Origin of the sequence: Bacillus sp. Root920, assembly GCF_001429445.1 — a bacterium.
GTDB lineage: Bacteria > Bacillota > Bacilli > Bacillales > Bacillaceae > Bacillus > Bacillus safensis.
Genome location: NZ_LMJV01000007.1, coordinates 172,111 through 194,873 on the forward strand (window position 1 = coordinate 172,111; position 22,763 = coordinate 194,873).

Annotated in this window: 25 protein-coding genes; 1 reads left to right on the forward strand and 24 read right to left on the reverse strand. The window is 41.6% G+C overall.

Annotated elements, in window-relative coordinates:
* Positions 1–102: 102 nt before the first annotated feature.
* The 7 genes from ASE42_RS12110 to ASE42_RS12140 are packed head-to-tail and all read right to left on the reverse strand — an operon-like array spanning position 103 to position 5,674.
* Complete coding sequence (locus tag ASE42_RS12110; RefSeq protein WP_056767122.1) at positions 103–1,086, reverse strand: biotin--[acetyl-CoA-carboxylase] ligase; 984 nt, start codon at positions 1,084–1,086, stop codon at positions 103–105.
* Positions 1,059–2,261 carry a CCA tRNA nucleotidyltransferase gene (locus ASE42_RS12115; protein ID WP_056767124.1) on the reverse strand — a complete coding sequence of 401 codons (1,203 nt, stop codon included), beginning with the start codon at positions 2,259–2,261 and terminating at the stop codon, positions 1,059–1,061. The genes ASE42_RS12110 and ASE42_RS12115 overlap by 28 nt, the downstream gene beginning before the upstream one ends.
* The gene (gene bshA, locus ASE42_RS12120; RefSeq protein ID WP_024422784.1) at positions 2,254–3,399 is read right to left on the reverse strand and encodes an N-acetyl-alpha-D-glucosaminyl L-malate synthase BshA; all 1,146 of its coding nucleotides are present in this window, start codon (positions 3,397–3,399) and stop codon (positions 2,254–2,256) included. The genes ASE42_RS12115 and bshA overlap by 8 nt, the downstream gene beginning before the upstream one ends.
* A 2-nt stretch (positions 3,400–3,401) precedes the next feature.
* Positions 3,402–4,106, reverse strand: coding sequence for a bacillithiol biosynthesis deacetylase BshB1 (gene bshB1, locus ASE42_RS12125; RefSeq protein WP_034623468.1), 705 nt, complete (start codon positions 4,104–4,106; stop codon positions 3,402–3,404).
* Positions 4,093–4,512 (reverse strand): methylglyoxal synthase, encoded by a 420-nt coding sequence (mgsA, locus tag ASE42_RS12130; RefSeq protein WP_024422786.1) that lies wholly within the window; start codon positions 4,510–4,512, stop codon positions 4,093–4,095. Before mgsA ends, bshB1 begins: the two co-directional genes overlap by 14 nt.
* 17 nt (positions 4,513–4,529) lie before the next feature.
* Positions 4,530–5,333: a 4-hydroxy-tetrahydrodipicolinate reductase gene (dapB, locus tag ASE42_RS12135; protein WP_024422787.1), complete on the reverse strand. Its 804-nt coding sequence runs from the start codon at positions 5,331–5,333 to the stop codon at positions 4,530–4,532.
* Positions 5,334–5,338: 5 nt separating this feature from the next.
* Positions 5,339–5,674: a nucleotide pyrophosphohydrolase gene (locus tag ASE42_RS12140; RefSeq protein ID WP_024422788.1), complete on the reverse strand. Its 336-nt coding sequence runs from the start codon at positions 5,672–5,674 to the stop codon at positions 5,339–5,341.
* Between the two features lie 137 nt (positions 5,675–5,811).
* On the opposite strand from ASE42_RS12140, the gene ASE42_RS12145 reads away from it, so the two are divergent.
* Entirely contained in the window at positions 5,812–6,684 is an 873-nt protein-coding gene (locus ASE42_RS12145; protein WP_024422789.1) for a YitT family protein, read from the forward strand.
* 30 nt (positions 6,685–6,714) lie between these two features.
* Here ASE42_RS12145 and ypjB read toward each other — a convergent pair whose 3' ends face one another.
* The 17 genes from ypjB to trpE form a co-directional block, all read right to left on the reverse strand.
* Positions 6,715–7,518, reverse strand: coding sequence for a sporulation protein YpjB (ypjB, locus tag ASE42_RS12150; protein ID WP_024422790.1), 804 nt, complete (start codon positions 7,516–7,518; stop codon positions 6,715–6,717).
* 65 nt (positions 7,519–7,583) lie between these two features.
* Entirely contained in the window at positions 7,584–8,177 is a 594-nt protein-coding gene (locus tag ASE42_RS12155; RefSeq protein ID WP_024428102.1) for a DUF1405 domain-containing protein, read from the reverse strand.
* Positions 8,178–8,277: 100 nt separating this feature from the next.
* Complete coding sequence (locus tag ASE42_RS12160; RefSeq protein ID WP_024422792.1) at positions 8,278–9,045, reverse strand: menaquinol-cytochrome c reductase cytochrome b/c subunit; 768 nt, start codon at positions 9,043–9,045, stop codon at positions 8,278–8,280.
* A 41-nt stretch (positions 9,046–9,086) separates the two neighbouring features.
* Entirely contained in the window at positions 9,087–9,761 is a 675-nt protein-coding gene (gene qcrB / locus ASE42_RS12165; protein ID WP_003215804.1) for a menaquinol-cytochrome c reductase cytochrome b subunit, read from the reverse strand.
* Between the two features lie 2 nt (positions 9,762–9,763).
* On the reverse strand, positions 9,764–10,270 hold the full coding sequence (locus ASE42_RS12170; RefSeq protein WP_007500911.1) for a ubiquinol-cytochrome c reductase iron-sulfur subunit: 507 nt from the start codon (positions 10,268–10,270) through the stop codon (positions 9,764–9,766).
* A 144-nt stretch (positions 10,271–10,414) separates the two neighbouring features.
* Entirely contained in the window at positions 10,415–10,861 is a 447-nt protein-coding gene (locus ASE42_RS12175; protein WP_056767126.1) for a YpiF family protein, read from the reverse strand.
* Between the two features lie 61 nt (positions 10,862–10,922).
* Positions 10,923–11,462 (reverse strand): ReoY family proteolytic degradation factor, encoded by a 540-nt coding sequence (locus tag ASE42_RS12180; protein ID WP_008344562.1) that lies wholly within the window; start codon positions 11,460–11,462, stop codon positions 10,923–10,925.
* 75 nt (positions 11,463–11,537) lie between these two features.
* Complete coding sequence (locus ASE42_RS12185) at positions 11,538–12,809, reverse strand: tetratricopeptide repeat protein (RefSeq protein ID WP_056767128.1); 1,272 nt, start codon at positions 12,807–12,809, stop codon at positions 11,538–11,540.
* 280 nt (positions 12,810–13,089) lie between these two features.
* The gene (gene aroA, locus ASE42_RS12190) at positions 13,090–14,376 is read right to left on the reverse strand and encodes a 3-phosphoshikimate 1-carboxyvinyltransferase (protein ID WP_056767130.1); all 1,287 of its coding nucleotides are present in this window, start codon (positions 14,374–14,376) and stop codon (positions 13,090–13,092) included.
* 10 nt (positions 14,377–14,386) lie between these two features.
* Positions 14,387–15,502 carry a prephenate dehydrogenase gene (locus ASE42_RS12195; RefSeq protein ID WP_056767439.1) on the reverse strand — a complete coding sequence of 372 codons (1,116 nt, stop codon included), beginning with the start codon at positions 15,500–15,502 and terminating at the stop codon, positions 14,387–14,389.
* 114 nt (positions 15,503–15,616) lie between these two features.
* Positions 15,617–16,714: a histidinol-phosphate transaminase gene (gene hisC / locus ASE42_RS12200; RefSeq protein WP_056767132.1), complete on the reverse strand. Its 1,098-nt coding sequence runs from the start codon at positions 16,712–16,714 to the stop codon at positions 15,617–15,619.
* 11 nt (positions 16,715–16,725) lie between these two features.
* Positions 16,726–17,529, reverse strand: a complete 804-nt coding sequence (gene trpA, locus ASE42_RS12205) for a tryptophan synthase subunit alpha (protein WP_056767134.1) — start codon at positions 17,527–17,529, stop codon at positions 16,726–16,728.
* Positions 17,526–18,725 (reverse strand): tryptophan synthase subunit beta, encoded by a 1,200-nt coding sequence (gene trpB / locus ASE42_RS12210; RefSeq protein ID WP_056767136.1) that lies wholly within the window; start codon positions 18,723–18,725, stop codon positions 17,526–17,528. Before trpB ends, trpA begins: the two co-directional genes overlap by 4 nt.
* Positions 18,706–19,374, reverse strand: a complete 669-nt coding sequence (locus ASE42_RS12215) for a phosphoribosylanthranilate isomerase (RefSeq protein ID WP_056767138.1) — start codon at positions 19,372–19,374, stop codon at positions 18,706–18,708. Before ASE42_RS12215 ends, trpB begins: the two co-directional genes overlap by 20 nt.
* On the reverse strand, positions 19,371–20,123 hold the full coding sequence (gene trpC / locus ASE42_RS12220) for an indole-3-glycerol phosphate synthase TrpC (RefSeq protein WP_025093058.1): 753 nt from the start codon (positions 20,121–20,123) through the stop codon (positions 19,371–19,373). Before trpC ends, ASE42_RS12215 begins: the two co-directional genes overlap by 4 nt.
* Positions 20,116–21,138: an anthranilate phosphoribosyltransferase gene (trpD, locus tag ASE42_RS12225; RefSeq protein WP_056767140.1), complete on the reverse strand. Its 1,023-nt coding sequence runs from the start codon at positions 21,136–21,138 to the stop codon at positions 20,116–20,118. Before trpD ends, trpC begins: the two co-directional genes overlap by 8 nt.
* Positions 21,110–22,657: an anthranilate synthase component I gene (gene trpE, locus ASE42_RS12230; protein ID WP_041109626.1), complete on the reverse strand. Its 1,548-nt coding sequence runs from the start codon at positions 22,655–22,657 to the stop codon at positions 21,110–21,112. The genes trpD and trpE overlap by 29 nt, the downstream gene beginning before the upstream one ends.
* Positions 22,658–22,763: the final 106 nt, after the last annotated feature.

Genomic DNA, 22,763 nt, shown 5'->3' on the forward strand with positions numbered 1-22,763 from the left:
AGGATCAAGGCAGAAATTTATCGAATTTTTCTTCCTAACAGGTACAGTTCTTTGCAGATACTGCCCACACGAAGTATATCAAAAATGTGCCGGGTGTTCCACTCAAGTTGACTTGATCTCAATGTCTGCGGAGTAGATTTTTTGGATACCGTCCTCCGTTTCAAGCAATAAAACACCTTCTTCATTGATGCCAAGCGCCTTCCCCGTATATTGCCCATTGACGGTGCGGGCAACAATATGTTGACCGATCGTCATCGCAAACGATTCCCATAATTGTTTAATGGGCGCAAATCCTTGCTTCATATAATCATCATATCTTTTTTCAAAAGTGGACATGATCTGTTGTATAAGTGCAGCACGATCCACTTTTTCATTCAGTTCCATCCGCAGACTTGTGGCGACATCCTTTAGTTCTTCCGGAAAGTCATCAGCTGTTTGGTTCACATTTATGCCCGGTCCAATAATGACCGCATGAACCTGGTCAGCTTCTGCTTTTAATTCAGTCAGAATGCCAACGACCTTTTTTCCATTCAACAAAATATCGTTTGGCCATTTAATAGATGGACTGAGTCCTGTTTGCTGCGCAATTGCTTCTGCGATGGCTACAGATGCCAAAAGCGTCATTTGCGGCGCTTTATGCAGCGGAATTTCAGGCCGGAGAATGAGACTCATCCAAACGCCTGTCCCATGTGGTGAATGCCACGTTCTTTGAAGACGCCCTTTTCCGTTTGTCTGATGATCACTGACAACGATCGTGCCGTGGGGCGCACCTTCATTTACAAGATCATGGGCAATCAGCTGAGTTGAAGCGACTTCTTTCTGAAAGTAAATATGCCTGCCGAAGCTCTCTGTTTCAAGACCAAACAGAATTTCGTCCTCACTAATTTTGTCCGGTTTACGAAGCAGACGGTATCCTTTTCTTCTAACTGCTTCTACCTCATACCCCTCTTTTCGCAAGTCCTCCATATGCTTCCACACAGCTGTTCGGGAACAGCCAAGTTCATCACAAATCTGCTGACTTGAGACAAAATCCTCACTGGATGCTGTAAATAGTTCAATTAATCGTTTTCTAATTGCGGATCGCATGCTTTAAGCCACTCCTCTATGGCTTCTTTTCGGTTTTCTAAACGGTTTTGCAAAACGGCTTTTTTCACAAAATTGAGCTCCTCTGCAATCCATTTCCCAGACGACTTTTGCCGAAAGGCCATTAAATCTTTTCCTGAAACAGCGAGGTCTTGGAGCTTTTTAATCGGCAGTGCATCATAAGAACGCTTCGCTGCCTCCAGCTCATCAAAGAAAATGCGGCGCTCATGTTTTAGCTGTGTGATCTTCAAACTAGATAAGAGCACGTGTTCACCAGCTTCAAACATGTTTTCCGCATCCCAGTCACAATCAACGTATTTACTAATGGCTACTGCTTCTTTCAAAAGCTTGGTTGACAGCTTCCATTCTTTTAAGAAGGCCGCAGCCTCCGCTTCATCTAGGCCGAGCAAATGGATGCAAGCCCCCCATACCTCTTCTAGTCCATCCAGTAAGTAATATGGAAAGGCTTGAAAGGATTCATGAAGACGCTCCTCTTTGAGACCTGGCAATTCTTCATATAAATTGGTTGAAATGAGTACTTGAATGGCCTGCTCACAATGACGGCCTTTTAAAAGCTTCTCCATTTCAATCTTTTTGCGCTCAACTGATATGTTGGCAAGCAGATGCTTATCCTTTTTCATAGCTTCAGCCGTTTCATCAGCGAGTTCAAAGCCAAGCTGGCTTAAAAAACGGACAGCTCTCATCATGCGAAGCGCATCTTCTTGAAAGCGGCACGCAGGATCTCCAACAGTTTGAATTCGTTTCCGCTTAATATCCTGTTTACCACCTACATGATCAATAATTTCTCCATTTATATCCATGGCCATTGCATTAATCGTTAAATCTCTTCTTAAAAGATCTTCCTTAAGCGACGTAATAAACGCCACTTCTTTCGGTCTGCGAAAATCTTCATATTCTGATTCCGTTCGAAACGTCGTGACCTCATAGCTGACACCATCATGCAACACAATGACAGTGCCATGCTCCTTACCGACATCTACTGTTTTTTCAAATAAAGACTCAACCTTATCAGGTGTTGCATCTGTCGCAATATCGATATCACCGATTTCCCGTCCTAATAGAACATCTCTCACCGCTCCGCCAACAAAGTAAGCCTGATGCCCATGTTCGTGCAGTGTATGTAATATAGGGATCGCATGTGTGAATGGTTCATTCATCTTCATCATCACCTTCGATCAATTCTAGGTAAAGCTTCTCATATTCACTCACAATCTTATCAGAGGAGAAATGAGCCTGAACACTAGACTGAGCTGCCGCTGACACTTTTTCATGAAGCGCTTCGTCTTTCAGCAGAGACACTGCGTGCTTTGCTGCTCCGTCTATATCGCCGAGCGGGACAAGAAAACCTGTTTCTCCATGTGTAATGACCTCTGGAATACCGCCGACATCCGTACCGATACAAGGAACACCGCACGCCATTGCTTCAAGAAGCACAAGCCCAAAGCTCTCCTTCTCTGAAAGAAGCAGCTTCAAATCACTTATTGAATATAGCTCCTCAACCTTCTCTTGCTTGCCTAAAAATAACACGCGGTCTGTCAGTCCTAATTTTTTCACGAGTTCACATACAACCGATTTCTCAGGACCATCACCAATGAGCAGCAGCTTTGCCTGCACCTGTTCAGCAATCTTTTGAAACACATGAATCACGTCATGCACCCGTTTCACCTTTCGAAAGTTTGATACATGAATGATGACCTTTTCGTTCGGTAAAAGACCATAATGTGTCTTTAGCAAATCGTGATCTTCACGCAAATACACCCGTTCATCTACAAAATTATGAATCGTATCAATCTTTTTATCTGGTTTGATGAGATCGTATGTCTGCGCAGCTAATGAATGCGATACCGCTGTTACGCGATCCGATGATTCGATGGCGAACCGAATCACTTCTTTTAATGATGGATCATAGCCTAAAACCGTAATATCCGTTCCATGAAGCGTCGTAACGACTTTCACAGAGTGTCCAGTCATTTGTTTGGCTAGAAACGCACAGACAGCGTGCGGGACTGCATAATGCGCATGAATAATATCAAGCTTTTCTCGTTTTGCGACTTCTGCCAATTTACTTGCCAGCGCAAGGTCATAAGGCGGATATTGAAAAACTGCATATTGATTCACATCCACCTCATGAAAATAAATATTCGGATATACTTTATTAAGCCTAAACGGAATGCTAGAGGTAATGAAATGAACATCGTGCCCTTTTTCAGCTAAACGTTTTCCAAGCTCCGTGGCTATAATGCCTGAGCCGCCGACACTTGGATAACAAGTAATTCCGACCTTCAGTTTTTTCATAATTACCCCCCAAGTAAGTCATCGTCCAACAAAAGTGGTTTCTTTGTGATAAACCCTTCTGCATAAGCTTTGTTGACTTCTCTTCCATACATAGACTCTCTCATTTTGACAAAATCAATATAACCGTTCACAAGAGGTGTCTCTACTGAGTTTGCCGATTTAACAAATTGGCTTTTATACGCATGCAGGCTATCAATTTTTTGGTGCATTTCCTCAGAAATATCGATCACAAAATCTGGACGATGGTGCCCATTAATCATGTAATAATACATTTGAGTTATTTTATGCGCTGGCTGCTTGTATGAATCTTCAAATTTATGTATACCTGCAGAAAAAGCGGCCTCTTCTACAAGTGAGCCCGCATGGCCATGATCTGGATGCCGATCTTGGTGGTACGGAGCGAAAATCAGTTTCGGTTTGTAAGTTCGAATCACGCCCGCAATTTCCTTCATCGCTTCATCATTTAGATACAGCCCTCTATCTGGCAGTGTGAGCTGGATTCTCGCTCTGACACCTAAAATAGCGGCGGCGGCTTTTGCTTCTTCTTTGCGGCTCTCTACTGTTCCATTTGAAGATAATTCGGCCTGGGTCAAGTCGCAAATCCCGACGCGCGCCCCTTTTTTTACGTATTTTGCAATCGTTCCGCCCATTCCGATCTCTACATCATCGCTATGGGCACCGAATGCAAGGATATCAAGTCGTTTCATTTGTTCCTCCGTTTTTTGCTACATCTCGAAAATCAAACGTACCTTTATTTAAATTCCTGACTAAAATTTCAGCAGTTCCCATATTGGTGGCTAATGGAATGGTATACACATCGCAAAGCCGGATGAGTGCAGATACATCCGGTTCATGCGGCTGCGCAGTTAGCGGGTCTCTAAAAAAGAGCACAAGATCCATTGCATTATCAGCAATTAAAGCACCGATCTGCTGATCTCCCCCAAGTGGTCCTGATTGGAAACGATGAATGGGAAGCCCCGTCGCTTCTTTCACTCTCAAACCTGTTGTCCCTGTTGCGTAAAGTGTATGATCTGCCAAAATATCACGGTACGCAGTGGTAAACTGAATCATGTCACTTTTTTTCTTATCATGAGCGATTAAAGCAATGTTCATCAGGAATCCACTCCTTATTAGTCGATGATATTTTCTAAACCATAAACGAGCTGATCAATGTGCATGACCTGCTCTACTGAAAGTTTCACGCCTGACATAAAGGATGCACGGTTATAAGAATCATGACGAATGGTGAGCGTCTGTCCGTCCATTCCAAACAGCACTTCTTGATGTGCAATCATGCCAGGAAGTCTCACGCTGTGCAGACGGATACCATCATAATCTGCTCCTCGTGCACCTTCGATTAATTCTTTCTCTTCTGGATGTCCCTGTTTTTTGCTTTCTCTTACTTCTGCAATCATTTCAGCCGTTTTTAAGCCCGTACCGCTTGGGGCATCTAGTTTTTTATCATGGTGAAGCTCAATGATTTCAACGTCAGGAAAATAATTCGCTGCCATTTTGGCAAATTTCATCATTAAGACCGCACCGACAGCAAAGTTTGGTGCAATAATACAGCCTATGCCCTTTTCTTCTGTTAATTGCTGAAGCTCTTTTAGGTCATCTTCTGAAAATCCAGTTGTTCCGACGACTGGACGCACGCCATGTTCAAGTGCTTTTTTTGTATGTACTTTCCCGATTTCTGGTGTTGTTAAATCAATTAATACATCTGGTGTTGTTTCTGAAAGACACACATCAATATCCGTATAAATTGGCGCATGAGATGTCGTATGAATCACATCAGATAATTTTTTTCCTTCATGCGCGTGATCAAGTGCTGCCACCAGCTCAAAATGGCCTGTTTCTTCCGCCAGCTTCACAGCCTCTATCCCCATTCTTCCTCTTGCTCCAGCGATTACTACTTTGATGGTTTCGTTCGTCATCGTCTCTACTTCCCTTCTTTTTTCGTCCAGCGGTCTTTATCTCTTGTGTTGAATTTATGCATCACACGATCATGTGCTTCTTCTAGTGAAATATCAAGTGAATTAGCAAGGCATGTTAACACAAACAAAACATCGCCAATTTCTTCTTCCATGCTTTTTTCTGTTTCCGTTGTTTTTTTCGGCTTTTCTCCATAGTAATGGTTAACCTCTCTTGCCAGCTCCCCTAATTCTTCTGTCAGGCGGGCCATCATGGCAAGCGGGCTGAAATAGCCTTCTTTAAATTGTCCTATGTAATCATCTACTTCTTGCTGCACGTGACGCAGCGTTTTTTCTTTCGTCATGAAGCTCATCCTCCTATCCATCTCTTACATGTTAGCGAAATCATAAATATTTGACAAATGTTTAAGACTCAGTTTGCTTGTTTCTCTCCCATACCATATAATATTATCGCTGTCTAAGCAAAAAAAGGAGTGGTCTCTTGCTAAAAGAAATTCGTCTTAAAAATATCGTATTTATTTTAATAGGATCTGCGATTTTTTCTTTCGGTCTTGTTCATTTTAATATGCAGAACAATTTGGCGGAAGGCGGATTTACAGGTATTACACTGCTTTTATATTTTCTATTTCACATTGACCCATCTATTTCAAACCTTGTCTTAAACATTCCGATCTTTTTTATAGGCTGGAAAATGCTCGGCAGAACGATGTTTACTTATACAATTGTAGGAACAGTGAGTCTTTCTGTCTTTCTTGCCATCTTCCAGCGCTTTCAAATACATATGCCTCTCCAGCACGATTTAGCCTTAGCCGCCCTCTTTGCAGGTGTATTTATCGGAACAGGCCTCGGAATCATCTTTAAATTCGGCGGTACAACAGGCGGTGTGGACATCATTGCAAGACTGATCAACAAGCATTATCAGGTGGCAATGGGACGAACAATGTTCATCTTCGACGCATGCGTCATTACCATCTCTTTGACCTACTTAAATTATAAAGAAGCGATGTATACACTTGTCGCAGTGTTTGTTGCTGCGAAGGTCATTGACTTCATGCAAGAAGGCGCTTACGCTGCCAAAGGCGCCATGATTATCTCTGAAAAAGATGACATCATTCAAAAGAAAATCACAGATGAAATGGAGCGCGGTGTCACCATCTTAAAAGGGGTCGGTTCCTATACGAAACAGGAGCGCAACGTTCTTTATTGCGTCGTTCCGAAAAACGAGCTTGTCCACCTTAAAAGCGTCGTGACCTCAGTCGATCCTCATGCGTTTGTATCTGTCAGTGACGTGCATGATGTACTCGGTGAAGGCTTTACATTAGATGAACACAAAAAGCCGCTCAATCCGCATTAAAAAAGAAGCACCAGTTTTGGGCTTCTTTTTTTATGATTTAGGATAATCAGCCTGACGTTTTTGCTTCTTTTCTTTTTCTGCACGATATTTCCGAAATCCAACATACGTTAACGTTAATAAAATGATACTCCCGGTTGTTAAGATGACCCATAAAAGCGATGGATCCGCTTCATCTTCATCGACGTGAGCAAACACACTCGATAAATCCTCTTCCAGCTTCGTGAGACGTTCAAGCTTTGTCCCACTTGATGCTTTTAAAAATTCACCTTGCTCAATCACTTCCATGTGCTGCTTAATCGTCTGCAGCTTTTCAGGCGAAATATCAATGGTTAAACTTGGATAGATCATATCGTATAAAGAAACCAGCTCATTCCAAGTTTCATAAAATGTCGTCGATTCTGGATCTTTTACTTCTTTTTTCAAAGTAGGAAAAGAGCCCATAATAGGCTTCTCCAGCGAACCCCAAAGAGGCTCAGAATCCGACTGGATCGCATCAAGCAGCATTCTAAATTGAGAGGCATAACGAAGCTTTTCGCGCTCATTCAATTCTTCCTGCGGCAGCCCTTTTATCATATCTTGATAGCCAAGTGTAATTTGCCGAATCTGCGTATTCGTCAAAGTTCCACGCCAATTCTCAGCTTTAAATGTCTTTTCAACATACAATGCGACTTGTAACGCCTCATCATATTTAGCTTGTCTCGTTAATTGAAAGATGGAATCTGATAGTTCCGTTAATTCTTGCAGCGTGTTAGCAGCTGTTTCCTCACCTTTGACAACTGCTGGCTGTAATACGAGAAAAAATAATAGAATCATCGCGATTGGCTTTCGTTTCATGCAAGTCCCTCCTAGCCCTTCTCCTTACAGCGTATGAAGAAAAGGACAAGGTTAGACCAACATTGTTAAGGGAGTTCAAGCTTGACCGATTTTTTCGATAGAACGAGATAATACGAAACAAGAAGAACCGCAATACTTAGCCAAAACGTCACGTAGCCGATCTCGTTTGAGTAAGCAGACAGCATAGAATAACGGGGCATCATACCAAATACATAATCAATTACATCATTATGTAAGATCCAAATGCCTGCTACCACGAGATGACGCATTTGAAAACGATAATATGGCGCAAACAATACAGCCTGAACCGCCATCGCAAAGTGAGACCCAATCAGCATGTATCCTTCCCACGGAAAATCATCGACAGATAAAAGCACAAAGATATTCATTCCTACCGCCCATAACCCATATTTAATCAAGGTCACAAGAGCAAGTGCTTCAAAATAAGGAGCATTTCGTTTCATCAAAAACGCAAGTAATACAAATAAAAAGAAAAAGCTGGCCGTTGGACTGTCTGGTACAAAAGCTAAAAAGACAGCCGGTGTCTCTACGAGCTGCGGAATATACCAATAGTAGCCGTACACAGTGCCAAGGAAATTGATCATAAGCACCAGCACAAGCATGTAGCGCGTCGCTAGCAAATATTGAATCCATCTCATATGTCTCTTCACTCACGATCTGTTAAAATCAGAAAAAAGCTGACAGCGCCAGCTTTTTCTCTTTTGAGTATATCCTTGTACTTGCATTTAAACAACTGAATTATTTTGATTTGACCTCAGATAAATATTTAGAGAGCTTCTCAAGTTCTTCATCACTGCCTTTAAAGACACCCTTCGGCATGTTGCCTTTTCCTTCTACAGCGATTTTAGCGATCTCCTCAGGCGAAAGACCGTTGTCAACAAGTGACGGTCCGGCTGCTCCGCCCTGCATGTTATCCCCGTGGCAGGAGATACATGTCTGCTCTTGATAAATTTTATACTCTTCAGCTGAAGTATCAATCTCTGCTTCTTTCTTAATCTCACCTTGTTTTGCCGCTGCTTCCCAATCATGAGTTGCAACAGACTCCCACGTTAAATATGTTGCTGCGCCGACTGCAAGAATCATCATCCCGACTGCAATTGGTCTTCTATACGGTCTGCGTTCTGGACCTGAATCAAGAAATGGTGCGAGCAAAAGTGCACCAAACGCAATTCCAGGCATAATCATCGCGCCGACGACAGTGAAGTTTCCTGCAGCAAATTCATATTTTAATAACTGGTACAAAAATAGGAAATACCAGTCTGGCAGCGGAATATAGCCAGTATCTGTTGGATCAGCCATCCGCTCAAGCGGAGGCGCATGAACAACAGTTAGGACAAGAAAGCCAATTAAAAAAACGGCACCTACAAGCCATTCCTTTAAAAGAAAGTTCGGCCAAAAGGCTTCTGTTTTTCCCGGATATTCGGAATAGTCTTTAGGTATGTTAGGTTTTCTTTCTGCCGGTATTCTGGAATCTCCGACAAACTTCATCCCTTTTCCCCTATGCAAAGTCATCCCCTCCTCATTGAACATTCATCAAACGCAGCATTTTATAGCGGTCCAGAAATTCCTTGCTTACGAATCATAATAAAGTGGGCAGCCATCAGCCCAAATAATGCCGCTGGCAAGAAAAAGACATGGATAGCGAAAAATCTCGTCAGCGTTTGTGCCCCTACAATGTCAGGATGACCTGCAAGCAGCGTTTTGATCTCTTTACCAATGAAAGGTGTTGCTTCTGCTATTTGAAGACCAACCTTCGTCGCAAACAGCGCCTTCATATCCCATGGTAAAAGATAACCTGTAAAACCAAGTCCAAGCATCACAAAGAAAATGAGCACACCAACAATCCAGTTCAGCTCTCTAGGCTTTTTATACGCCCCTTGGAAAAAGACCCTTAGCGTATGTAAAAACATCATCACGATGACTAAACTCGCACCCCAGTGGTGCATCCCTCTGACAATCTGGCCAAATGCCACTTCATTTTGCAAATAATAGACAGATTCCCAGGCATTTTTAATATCCGGCACGTAATACATCGTTAAAAACATGCCCGAAAGGACTTGAATGACTGTCACAAAAAACGTTAAACCGCCAAAACAATACACAAAAGCGGAGAAATGATGTGCTGGGTTGACGTGCTCTGGCACCTCGTGATCCGCAATATCTCTCCATATTGGTGTAATGTCCAGCCGCTCATCTACCCAATCGTAAATCTTGTTAAGCATCGTTACCCTTCCCCTTTCGGCACAGCTTTTCCAAGATAGAGGTATCCGTCCTTCACTTGCTGCTTATAATGGTCAAGCGGTGCAAGCGGTGGAGTTCCGGGTACGTTTGTACCATCCTTGTCGTACAGCCCATAATGGCACGGGCAGAAAAATTTGTTTGGATTTTTCGGATCACTGTTCCAGTTCACTGTACATCCTAAATGTTTACAGATTGGCGATAAAGCGACAATTTCATCCCCTTCTTTGTACACCCATGCTGACCTAGATTCCTTTGACTCGTACCATGCATCTACTTGATCAATTTTAAAGTCAAAGCGCTTCGGTTCCTTTGTCAGTTCATCTACACTGACAACTTGAACCATATCCTGATCCTCTGTTCCTTTTAGCACAGGGTCAAGCGCAAAGCGAACCATAGGCATGAGCATTCCAGCGGCCATAAATCCCCCCACGCCGGTCAACGTGTAATTCAAAAATTGACGCCTGGACACTCCATGTCTCTTCTCGCTCATTTTTTTCTCCCCCCCTCAGGTCGTCAGCTACTTTATAACTGAATTAGAAAAAATTTCATAAAACTAGGACACCCTCATAATATATCAATCTATTCACAAGGTCAACATTCTAAAAAGCTATGTACAATGCAAATGTAAGGGTTTTTATGAAGGGTTCCATTTTTGTAACAAAAAGTTCAAAATTTGTTCTACACTGTCTTGAATGACTTTTTGCTTTAATTCAACCTTCAAATGCTCCAGCGGAACCGGCTTGAGCAAAAATAGCGATTCACTGATCTCAGTATGCTCTTTCCACTGGTGATCAGATGTGATCAATACGACATGCTGAAAATGATCCTTGAGCGACTGCTTCATTATGAGTATATCTTCTTGTTTCCGGTCACTCACTTCCAAATATGTATGTGGCGGAAAAAGAAAAACCCGCCCTTTTAACTGTCTTTCAAGTTCATCTGCTACAAGAATAGTAAACTCTCCTAAAGACACGGTTTGTTTCATTTGATCCGCATCAATCCCAACTAATGGAATGATAGCGGTATCAATGTAAGCTTTAGATTGCAAAAAGCGATCCGCGTCCTCTGATTGAAACCTCATCAATTTCCCCTCTTTCATGACATAAGCCCTGCCTGTGTAGGGCAAGGCTTATTCGTTCAGTTTATGACAATAGGCTTAATTCTTTTGCCAGCTTATTAAATGTTTCTTGATCATGACGGTCAAGTGCTTCATCTATCTCTTTCATGAGCCGTTCTTTTTGGAAAGTTGCGATTGAATGCTCAAGCACTTTCTCAGCAAGATCCTTATCTTTTTCGTTCTCATAAAGATCCTTTGGAATATGAGGATTTGTTTCAAGAACAGCTGCATATTCCGGCGAACGATAAGCAGAACGGAAATTCAATTGAATAAACAAATCCTGCTGTTTATTCAAACGAATATCATGAAATGACTTTTCAGCATCTGTCGTCATGATGTTTTCTTTATAAAATCTAAAGGGAACTTCATCCACACAGTGTGTTGACATGATGATTCCCCTTGGGCAAAATTCTGCTTGCTCTACAAAATGAACCTTTTCCATCAAAGAGTCGTGACTCATTAAATAATTTAATATCCAAACACACTCTCTTCGCTTTAGCTGATAATGGTTTAAGAACCACCGGATAAATTCCTTTTTTTCATTGACAGAAACAGGGGTCTGCATGTTATTCCCTCCTCTATCGTAAATTAAATTGCTATACATGAATTATTCAACAAACCAGTTCTTCATTCCTGCAAACTATAAGGAAATTTCGTCTTCAATTCTTAAAATCGTTTCTTCAATTTCTTCATTCGTGCCATCTTTCTCTAGAACTTTGCGTAATAACGGCAATGCTTCTTTTTGTCTGCCCTCTTCTAAAAGGAACGAAGCGTATTCATATAAAAAGTCACGCTCCTCATCAAAATCAGGCAGGGCAAGCTTGAAATACTCGGCAGCTTCTTTGTATTCTTCTCGCCCGACAGAAGCAGATGCAGCATACCAATTCCATTTTGGATCATCTTCCCCAAAGCTTTTAACCTCTTTAATAACATCCAGAATTTCATCAAACAGCTCTTCATTTAAATAGATCGCCAGCAATGTTTGAACTGCTTCAATATAACCCGGATCGAGAGCAAGTGCTTCTTGAAGCAGTTTTTTCGCATCTTCTGAATCCCCATTTTTCAAATCAATCTTAGCACCATATAAATATAATTCTTTGTTATACTCATCAACTTTAATACCCTCTTTTACTACTTCTAAAGCCTCGTGATATAGTCCTTCTTCCTCATAACTTTTCGCTAAAGGCATATAAAGTGACGAATAGGACGGATCAATATCTTTCAGTTCTGTAAGCTGCTGAATGGCTGTTTTCGTTCTGCCAGCCCTCATTGCTGTAAATCCGTAGCCAAAAAGAGTATTTGGGTCTGCTTGATCTTTTACTGCCTTTTCGTACCATTCAAGTGCATCCTCAAATTCTCCAGCTGTGCTGAGCGATTCAGCGAGCCGCTGATACACATTGACACCGCCAACCTCATGCTGCTGATCTGCCACTTTGTAGAAATAATCGGCCGCTTTTTTTGAAAGGCCTTGAGAAAAATACAACTCACCTAATGCAAAATCGATGATGGCTTCATTCGGAAGTAGTTCTTTCGCTTTTAAAAGCTTTTGTTCACTGACTTCAAATAGTCCTTGCATTTGATACAAATCTGCCATTAACAATAAACTCTCTGGGTACGCATCATCATCTTCAGGAATCGTTTCTAATACTGAAATCGCCTTCTCTTCTTCATCAGAGTCAATCAACAGCTCTGCATAAAAACATGTTAAACCTGTTTCCTCTGGATATAAATCATGTAAATCACTGATGAGATGCCGTGCTTTATCGATATCTCCCCAATCATAATATAATTGAGCCGCTTGCGCCTTTTCTTCATCATGCAAATGCTTCTCTGCTTGAGCAAGTGTTTGGAGTCCTTTTTCAGTCTCACCCGCCTCAACTAATTTTATGGCTTCTTGTAATGAACTATTCAAATCAAACCGTTCCTTTCTGTTTCCAAAAACCTAAACTATTGTTACTTCATATCATAATCGACAGGTACACATCCAGCAAATATGTTGCTCTTTTAAAATGAACCCATTTTTGTGTTTTAAAGACTGTTTTTCATTTCATCCTATACGAAACTGATGATTTGTAAACTGCAGACACTATTTTCATCGGACAAAATGTTTTTTTTCAAGGTTTCACCTTGAGACAAGCTATGCTATATTTCTGACAAATATGCAAAAGGAAAGAAAAAGCCTGAGGACCTCCTCAGACTGTTTTCGTTAAATATTCAATGTGTTCAAAGAAATTCGGGTATGAGACACGAACAGCATCTGTATCTTCAATCTCAATTGCTTGCTTTGTCACACATGCGGCAATTCCCAGCATCATACCGATACGGTGATCTCCGTAGCTTGAGACGACTGCGCCGCCTTGAAGCGTTGTTTTACCATGAATCTTCATACCATCATCTGTTGCTTCAATATCAGCACCGAGTTTTTTAAGTTCTGATACGACTGTATCAATTCGATTGGTTTCTTTAACTTTTAACTCAGCAGCATCTTTAATGATCGTTGTTCCTTCTGCTTGGGTCGCAAGAAGCGCAATAATCGGAATTTCATCGATGAGTCTTGAAATCATGTCACCAGAAATTTCAATCCCTTTTAATGATGAAGTAGAAATCGTTAAATCACCATACGGTTCTCCGCCTTTGGCATCTACTTCATTGATCTCAAGGTTTGCACCCATAAGTTTCAGCACATCAATAATACCTGTTCTTGTTTTGTTTAGCCCGACATTTTTTAAGACAATCCGGCTGTTAGGAACGATTGATCCAGCTACAAGGAAAAATGCAGCTGAAGAGATGTCTCCAGGAACAAATATATCTGTTGCTGTTAATGTCTGGCCGCCTTCAATGGAAACACTTTGTTCATCTTCATCTAGTTTTACACCAAACATAGAGAGCATTCTTTCTGTATGATCTCTTGATTTATGTGGTTCAGTTAATGTTGTTGTACCCTCTGCTTGCAGCCCAGCTAAAAGGACAGCCGACTTAATTTGTGCACTTGCCACCGGAGACTCATAAGAGATGCCTTTTAAATGACCGCCACGAATAGACAGTGGTGTATACTCGCCATTTGCTCTGCCGTCTATTTTGGCTCCTAGTTGTTTCAGCGGATCCGTCACACGTTTCATTGGTCTTTTGGCAATACTCTCATCACCAATTAGTGTACTGTGAAACTCACAACCAGCTAATATTCCCATCATTAATCGAATGGTTGTACCAGAATTGCCAACATCGAGAATGTCAGACGGCTCCTTGAGCTCTTTCAGTCCTTTACCATGAATGACAACATCTGTCCCTTTTTGTTCAATTTCAACGCCCATCTTTCTAAAGCAATCAATCGTACTTAAACAGTCAGCTCCAGGAAGAAAGTTTTTCACTACTGTGGTCCCTTCAGCAATTGCACCAAACATCACTGATCTATGTGAAATAGATTTATCACCTGGGATATGAATTTCTCCATTCATAGGAGCATTTTTATGAATTTTCATGTTTGTCACCTCAGTCAGCATAAAATGTATCGTAATTCGCTCTATTTTTTATACAGATTTCTGCACGCTTGCGGTCGTCGTCTGTTTGAAAACTAATGCGTAAAATCCCATTAATGTCTTCCCGCGTCTCAATAATACGGATATTTGTAATACTAATATTTTCACTTGCTAGATGCCCTGTAATCTCCGAAATGACCCCAGGGTGATCCGGAACATCGACATACAGATCATAAAAAGCAGGAATGGCTCCTTTTTTCCTTAGAGGCAGTCCATCACGATATTCCTTTGCATCTTGAAAATAAGAGAACAATCCTTCAGCATCTTCTTGCTCTACGAAGGTTTCAATGCGGTTAATCTCTTTTTTCCATTCATGAAAACGGTCTAAAATCTTGTGTTTATTGTGCAGCAGGATATCCCTCCACATTGCAGGATTGCTTGAAGCAATTCGTGTGATATCACGAAAGCCTCCAGCAGCAAACCGTTTAACAAGTGGGAATTGTTCTTCAAAATGATGTGCTTGATGCACAAGGCTGGCTGCAACAATATGAGGAAAATGGCTAATTACACTTGTCACAGCATCATGTTCTTCTGGTGTCATCTCGATGAAATGAGCATTTGTCCCCTTTAACAAATCCATCAACCGATCAACAGCTTGGCGGTTTGTTTCCTTTGCAGGCGTTAAAATGTAGAACGCATTTTCAAATAAGAAGTCTTTTGCTGCAATAACACCTGACTTATGAGAGCCTGCCATTGGATGTCCACCAATAAATTGGTACTGCTCAGGCAGCGCTTTTTCAGCAAAATGGACGACCTTTTGCTTTGTGCTGCCGACATCAGTGATTGTGAGCTCTCTTTCAATTCCAGAGTCTGCAATATCACTAAGCATCTTTACTGTTTGCTGGACAGGTGTTGCCAAAATAATGGTCGAAGATTCTTTTAAACCAGCCAGAAACGAATCAGCTGTTGCATCAATAATTCCCAGCTTTGTTGCAGCAACCATTTGCTCTTTGGAAACATCAAATCCTACAATTTTTTTATGAGGATACTCTTTTTTAATCGAGAGTGCAATGGATCCCCCAATTAAACCGAGTCCAGCGATTAATATTGTTTCGTTTGCATCATTCATATTCATCACCTGATTTTTCACGAAAATTAAACAACCTATTTCAACAGCTTATATGTATTGAGGTTGGTACAATGAAAGCCATATCCTGCCTTAGGATATGACTTTATGGTTATGCTACGCACGAATGCCTTGCAGTAAATCGGCAAGTGTACTTAGAATGTCTTCATTTTGCTCTTTTGTTCCGACGGTAATACGTAAAGAAGTCGGAAAACCAAGTGCTTTCCCGGAACGAACAATGTAACCTTTTTTCAATAATGCATTGAACAATTCATCTGCATCTCTTTTAAAATCAATCAGCACAAAGTTTGTTTGAGATGGATAGATATATAGTCCAAAACGGTCTGCAAAATCTTGATATTGCTTGAGACCTGCTTCGTTTTTTTGTCTGCATAATTGTATGAAATCTTGATCTTTGATCGCTGCACGAGCAGCTGCCTGAGCGATACGGCTGGTATTAAACGGCTCTCTCGCTGGTTCAATGGCAGTAATCAGCTCTTCTGATGCAATTCCGTAGCCTACTCGAAGCGCTGCAAGTCCATATGCTTTAGAAAACGTTCGAAGGACAATGACATTTTGATAATTGTGTAATAAAGATAAACTGTTTGGAAAATCTTCCGCACGAACGTATTCAAAATACGCTTCATCTAGAACAACAAGCACGTGAGCTGGCACTTCGTCTAAAAACGCCACAATCTCAGATTCTGACAAATGATTTCCTGTCGGGTTATTTGGATTACATACCCAGACAACCTTCGTGTTTTCATCGATCGCATCCAGCATGCCCTTCAGATCGTGAGCTCCTCCTTCTAAAAGAGGCACTTCTCGAATTTCAGCATGTTCAATCACTGCATTGTGACGGTATTGCGGAAAAGATGGAGATGGGATGACGGTATTTGTATGTTGGTCAAGGAAAGCTCTCGCAATAATTTGCACAAGTTCATCTGAGCCGTTCCCGAAAATTAATTGTTTTTCACTTACTTGAAGAAACTCAGCAAGCTCCGTTCTTAAACTTGCGCTGTATCCATCAGGATAAATCGCTAAATGTTCGAGCTCAGCTTGTATTGCCTCTCTTGCATGTACAGAACATCCAAAAGGGTTTTCATTTGAAGCCAATTTCACAATTTTGTCTAATTGATATTCTTTTTTGACCTCTTCAATTGGTTTCCCAGGTTGATACGGTTTTAGCTGTTTTAATTGATCTTTGATTTGCAAAATGTTTCACCTCATTTGAATGAATAGAGGGGACTAAATGTTTTTGCATATGTTTCAAATTCTCTTAAAGCCTCTTGACTTGTATCACTTGCCAGCAATTGTTCTTGAAGCTCTTCAATTTTTTTCACAAGTGCACTTCCGACAACAACACCGTCACTCAGTTTATTCATTGAGTCTACCTGCTCTCTTGTTGAGATGCCAAAACCGACCGCAACCGGTATGTGACTCAGCTGTTTCACTTGTTGAATAAAATCTGTAATTGACGCGTCAAAGGATTGTCTGACACCTGTTACACCAAGAGATGAAACACAATACACAAAACCTTCTGCCTGCTCTACAATGTTTACTAATCGTTCCTTGCTTGTTGGTGCAACGAGTGAAATATATGAAATGTCATGTGTTTGACAGTTCTTTTGCAGCTCGCTGCTCTCTTCAAACGGCAAGTCGGGTGTTAAGAGTCCCGAAATATGATTTTTGCGCAGTAAAGCGAAAAAGTATTCTGTGTCTAATTGTAACACAGGATTATAATACGTAAATAGAATTACAGGAATTTTTACACCGTTTTTTTTCATCTTCCCTGCTAATTCTATCGCTTTTACGATATTCATGCCATGATTTAGAGCTCTTTTGGAGGCTCTTTGAATGACAGGACCGTCTGCTAATGGATCGGAATAAGGAACACCGAGTTCAATCGCATGTGCACCGGCAGCTTGAAGGGAGATAGCTAAATCAATCGTGATGTCTTCTGACGGATCTCCAGCTGTGATAAATGGGATAAATAATTTTTCGCCTTGCTCTAATTGAAATCTAATCATTTTGTTTTCCCCTCACTTTCGAGCACGTTCATTAATGTATGCACATCCTTATCGCCTCTTCCTGACAGGCAGACAAGGACGATTTCGTCTTCATTCATCGTCTTGCTTACCTCAAACGCTTTGGCTAGCGCATGTGCAGATTCAATTGCTGGCAGAATTCCTTCTTTTTCAGTCAGCAGCTTTAGTGCATCTAGTGCTTCTTGATCTGTCGCACTCATATATTGAACCCGCCCGCTCGCATGTAAATATGCGTGTTCTGGTCCAATTCCCGGATAATCTAAACCAGCGGAAATAGAATATGGCTCAATAATTTGGCCAAATTCATCTTGAATTAAATATGTCAAAGACCCGTGGATCACACCTTTGGTTCCTTTCGTGATGGTTGCAGCATGGAGCGGCGTATCGATTCCTTTTCCAGCTGCCTCTACACCAATGATATCTACTTCTTCATCTAAAAATGCCCGGTACATTCCAATGGCATTACTTCCACCGCCAACACAGGCAATGACTTTATGAGGAAGCCTTCCTTCTTTTTCAAGCAGCTGCTCTTTTGCTTCATCACCAATCATGCGCTGGAACTCGCTGACGATTTGAGGATACGGATGAGGGCCTACAACGGAGCCAATCATATAAAAATGATCACTGCAGTGCTGAACCCAATAGCGGATGGCTTCGTTGGTTGCATCTTTTAGTGTGCCATTTCCGCTTGTGACAGGTATGACTTCAGCGCCCAGCAGTTTCATTCGAAAGACATTGAGTGATTGTCTTTCCACATCTTCTTTTCCCATAAATACCGTGCAGGATAACCCGAACTTTGCGGCCACCGTTGCAGCAGCTACTCCGTGCTGGCCCGCGCCTGTTTCTGCGATGATGTTTGATTTCCCCATTTTTTTCGCAAGCAGGGCCTGACCAAGCGCATTGTTAATTTTATGAGCACCCGTGTGGTTTAAATCTTCTCTTTTTAAATAGATTTTTGCCCCGCCGAGGTATGCTGATAATTGGTCAGCATATGTAAGCGCAGTTGGTCTGCCCGAATAGTTTCGAAGTAGTGAAACATATTCTGCTTGAAAAGCAGGGTCTTCTTTTAATTCACGAAATGCCTGCTCGATTTCTGCAAGTGGCTGCATGAGCGTTTCCGGGACAAATTTCCCTCCGAATTCTCCGTATCTGCCAATCTCATTTGGATATGCGTACATCATTTAACATCCTTTCTTCGAGCGCTTCGATCTTAGCGCTGCTTTTCTTTCCGTTTTCTTCTATTCCGCTTGAAAGATCGATCGCTTCTGGACCATAGGCAAGGAGCTCTGCTATCGTTTCTGGTGTGATGCCGCCTGCAATTATGCAAGTTTTCTCCAGCCGTTTTGCATGCTGAACGTATGCAGGCACCGCCTCCCAAGCAAAAGCTGTTCCAGAGCCGCCTCTCATCCCTTTTACTTTCGCATCAATAAGGAAGCCATCGACAACAGGCGCAAATGCCGTCATTTTTTCAAGCGTGTTTGTAATATTGGATTCGTGGTGGAACACTTTCCAAACGACAGCCCCTGTTTGTTGTTTGATTTCTTTAGCGTCATCCTGCGTTTCATCTCCATGAAGCTGTACGATATCTAAAGGTATATGTTTTGTGATCTCACACACTTTTTCGATCTTTTCATTTACAAATACACCGGCAATTTTTTTCTCACACTTTGTTTGGATGAGCCATTGTTTCACTTGATCTGGCTGGACTTGTCTTTTACTTGGAGCAAAAATAAATCCAATGGCATCTGCGTGAGATTGCGCAATACATTCCACATCATCTTGTGATACTGCCCCGCAATATTTTACATAAGGCTTCACCCTGTTCATTCTCCAAACAATGTCTGAACAGCTTTTTCTTGTGATTGTTCTCTCATTAATGATTCTCCTACAAGAACTGCACCCGCTCCATGTTTCTTCACAAAGGCCAGATCATCAAATGTTTGAATACCGCTCTCACTCACTAGTAAAACATCTTTTGGAACAAGGGGTGCGATCTCTTTTGTTTGTTCGACTGTTGTTGTAAATGTATTTAAATTCCGGTTGTTCACTCCAATGATTTCAGGAGTGAACAACTTCAAAATATTTTCCAGTGTATCTGCTGCATGTACTTCGACAAGGACATCAAGGCCTTTCTCTTTCGCTTCAGCATAGAGTTCTTGCAGCTTTTGCGGCTCAAGTACTTCTCCAATTAATAAAATGGCATCTGCCCCTATACGTCTTGACTCTTCTACCTGTATGGAGTCAATGATGAAATCTTTTCTTAGAATTGGACGATCTACGTGTTTTTTAATGAGGGATAAGTATTCGTTTTTCCCTTGAAAGAACGGTTCATCCGTTAAAACAGATAAGCAATCAGCGTTTGATTTTTCGTAAGCTTTTGCTGTTTGTAAAGGATCAAAATTCGGTTGAATGATTCCTTTGGAAGGAGACGCTTTTTTCACCTCCGCAATGAGACCAATTGAGCGATGAGGATTCATGAGTGCTTCTTTAAATGATCGTCTTTCAAAGTGTCCATCTACTGGTAACTGCAATGTTTGAATATGTTCTTTTTTGCGAGCAATGATTTGATTAAGCATAGATCTCTTCCTCTCTCGTTTTTTGTTTTAAACGAGCCAATTGTTCTTTGGCTGCGCCGTTTTTAATCGTTTCAATCGCTTTTAATGTCCCGGCCATGAGGCTTTCTGACTTCCCTGCGACATATAAAGCCGCTCCAGCATTCAGGGCTGTAATATGAAGCGGCGCCCCTTCTGTTTGATGATTCAATATATTCTGAATCAATTTGGCGCTCTCTTCCGGTGATTGGACCTGAATATCTGATAAATATCCTTTTTGCAGCCCAAAGTCTTCTGGGTTTAGTGTATATTCTGTCATGACATCTTTTTTGAGTTCAATCACATATGAATTTGCTGTAATCGTTAATTCATCCAGTCCATCTTCTCCGCAAACAAACAGCACATGTTCTGGCTCTAACGGTGCAAGGGCTTCTGCCATTAATTTTGCCTTTTCCTTTGAGTAGACACCGATGATTTGCTTTTTGGCTTGCATTGGGTGGCAAAGCGGGCCTAAGAGATTAAATACCGTCCGGAAGCCGAGCTGCTTGCGGACTGCGGCTACTTGTTTCATAGATGAATGATACAATGGTGCAAATAAAAAGCCCATGTTTTTCTCTTGTATTTGTCTTCTTGTTTCTTCTGGTGTGGATTGAATATGAATCCCAAGACACTCTAGTACATCGGCACTCCCGCTTTTAGAAGAAACTGATCGATTTCCGTGTTTGGCGATTTTGGCTCCAGCAGCGGAAGCGACAATGGCAGCGGCAGTTGATATATTAAAGGTGGAGAGTCCATCGCCTCCTGTGCCGCAAGTATCTACTACATCAAGCGCTCGTTCCATTGGTGCTGCATTTTGCCGCATAGCTTTCACAAAACCCGTCATTTCTTCAGCGGTTTCTCCTCTATGCGCTAAAATCGAGAGACTCGCAGCGACTTCAGCATCTGTTAAAAAGCCGCTCATCATATCATGCATGAGTTTATTTGCTTCATTTTCTGATAGAAAGCCTCCATTAACAAGAGCTGATAGTCGGTGATTCATCCTGCACACTCTCCTTTTCTGAGAAAATATGTTCCGCAAGCTGAATGGCTTTCAGAAGTGCTCCTGCCTTGTTACAAGTCTCTTCCCATTCATTTTCTGGGACAGAATCAGCCACAATGCCGGCGCCTGCTTGTATAGAAGCGGTCTGATTTTTGACGCTCATCGTACGAATCGTAATACAAGAGTCGATATTGCCGTCGAATCCAATATAAGCAATACAGCCGCCATACGTTTCCCTTGGCTCAGGCTCCATTTCATTTAATAATTGCATCGCTCTTATTTTCGGGGCACCTGTTAATGTGCCTGCTGGGAATGCGGACATGAGCGCATCAACTGGATGTGTATCCCGCTTTAGCTTTCCTGTCACAATGGAGATGATGTGCATGACATGAGAGAAGTTCACTACTTTTGTAAAGGTTGGTACGGACACACTGCCGTATTCTGCCACACGGCCTACATCATTTCTGGCAAGATCCACTAACATGTAATGCTCGGCTTTTTCCTTTTCATCTTCAAGCAGCTCTCTTGCTAGTTCAGCATCCTCTTCTCTTGTTGTTCCTCGTTTTCTAGTGCCAGCAATAGGATGAATTTCTAAATGCCCATTTTTGGCATGGATTAATCGTTCTGGCGAGCTGCCGACTAAATCACGATCTTTTAATTTCATAAAATACATATAAGGAGATGGATTCACAATCCGAAGCACGCGGTATAACTCAAATGAACTCACTGATACAGGGATATCAAATCGCTGCGAGAGTACGCCTTGAAAAATGTCACCCGCTCGAATGTATTCTTTGATTTTTTCTACATCCTTTAAAAATTGCGCTTTTTCATAGGTTGACGTCACATGTTCAAAGGATGGCGGCTCATTCATATTCCCTGATAAAATCAGTTCTTTCATATCAACCTTTGAATGGAGCTTGTGAATCATCTGTTCAAGCTGTTTTTGATTTTCTTTGTAAGCTCGAATTTTTTCGTCTTCTGTTTCATGTCCGGCCAGCTGAGTGTATTGGATAAAATGAACATGATTTGTTTCATGATCAAAGGCAATCATCGTTTGGCAGACAAATAATGTGCAATTTTCTGTCGTCGATGCGCTTCGGTGAGGCCTGACAGAAGGTTCAATGTTTGGGATCAGATCGTAGCTTAAGTACCCAACAGCCCCGCCTGTAAATGGGATATCAATATCTGGCGTTTTGATTTGATATTGCTCTTTCATCCAATCCAGCAGTTCTTTCAGCTCTTGCTTTTGCATGACTTCCTGCCCCGCAGCGTCACGTGCAACGTATTTGTTTTGGTCATCATGTAAGGTTAAAAATGGGTGCAATCCAATGAAGGAATATCTCGACCAGCTGGAAGACTCATCTTTGCTTTCTAGCAAATACACAATATCTTGTTTGAGTTTTTCAACAATTTGAATCGGTGAGAGCGTATCGACTGTAATGGTTTCAACAATTGGGATCGTTTTGTAGGACTCACTGTCCTTTAAAAATTGAGTCAGGTTTGATTGGGAATTCATAAGCACACTCCTTAAATGGGATTAAGGAGAATGAGGGGACATATAGAGGGTTTGTATGAGTATACGAAATAAGCCTAAAAGAGGGTTGCTCTTTTAGGCAGTATGA

Coding starts and splice junctions, on each gene's coding strand:
- ASE42_RS12110 (WP_056767122.1), bottom strand. CDS start 1,086: ATGCGATCCGCAATTAGAAAACGATTAATTGAACTATTTACAGCATCC.
- ASE42_RS12115 (WP_056767124.1), bottom strand. CDS start 2,261: ATGAATGAACCATTCACACATGCGATCCCTATATTACATACACTGCAC.
- bshA (WP_024422784.1), bottom strand. CDS start 3,399: ATGAAAAAACTGAAGGTCGGAATTACTTGTTATCCAAGTGTCGGCGGC.
- bshB1 (WP_034623468.1), bottom strand. CDS start 4,106: ATGAAACGACTTGATATCCTTGCATTCGGTGCCCATAGCGATGATGTA.
- mgsA (WP_024422786.1), bottom strand. CDS start 4,512: ATGAACATTGCTTTAATCGCTCATGATAAGAAAAAAAGTGACATGATT.
- dapB (WP_024422787.1), bottom strand. CDS start 5,333: ATGACGAACGAAACCATCAAAGTAGTAATCGCTGGAGCAAGAGGAAGA.
- ASE42_RS12140 (WP_024422788.1), bottom strand. CDS start 5,674: ATGACGAAAGAAAAAACGCTGCGTCACGTGCAGCAAGAAGTAGATGAT.
- ypjB (WP_024422790.1), bottom strand. CDS start 7,518: ATGAAACGAAAGCCAATCGCGATGATTCTATTATTTTTTCTCGTATTA.
- ASE42_RS12155 (WP_024428102.1), bottom strand. CDS start 8,177: ATGAGATGGATTCAATATTTGCTAGCGACGCGCTACATGCTTGTGCTG.
- qcrB (WP_003215804.1), bottom strand. CDS start 9,761: ATGCTTAACAAGATTTACGATTGGGTAGATGAGCGGCTGGACATTACA.
- ASE42_RS12170 (WP_007500911.1), bottom strand. CDS start 10,270: ATGAGCGAGAAGAGACATGGAGTGTCCAGGCGTCAATTTTTGAATTAC.
- ASE42_RS12175 (WP_056767126.1), bottom strand. CDS start 10,861: ATGAGGTTTCAATCAGAGGACGCGGATCGCTTTTTGCAATCTAAAGCT.
- ASE42_RS12180 (WP_008344562.1), bottom strand. CDS start 11,462: ATGCAGACCCCTGTTTCTGTCAATGAAAAAAAGGAATTTATCCGGTGG.
- aroA (WP_056767130.1), bottom strand. CDS start 14,376: ATGAAAATTCATAAAAATGCTCCTATGAATGGAGAAATTCATATCCCA.
- ASE42_RS12195 (WP_056767439.1), bottom strand. CDS start 15,502: ATGAATGATGCAAACGAAACAATATTAATCGCTGGACTCGGTTTAATT.
- trpA (WP_056767134.1), bottom strand. CDS start 17,529: ATGATTAGATTTCAATTAGAGCAAGGCGAAAAATTATTTATCCCATTT.
- trpB (WP_056767136.1), bottom strand. CDS start 18,725: ATGTACGCATATCCAAATGAGATTGGCAGATACGGAGAATTCGGAGGG.
- ASE42_RS12215 (WP_056767138.1), bottom strand. CDS start 19,374: ATGAACAGGGTGAAGCCTTATGTAAAATATTGCGGGGCAGTATCACAA.
- trpC (WP_025093058.1), bottom strand. CDS start 20,123: ATGCTTAATCAAATCATTGCTCGCAAAAAAGAACATATTCAAACATTG.
- trpD (WP_056767140.1), bottom strand. CDS start 21,138: ATGAATCACCGACTATCAGCTCTTGTTAATGGAGGCTTTCTATCAGAA.
- trpE (WP_041109626.1), bottom strand. CDS start 22,657: ATGAATTCCCAATCAAACCTGACTCAATTTTTAAAGGACAGTGAGTCC.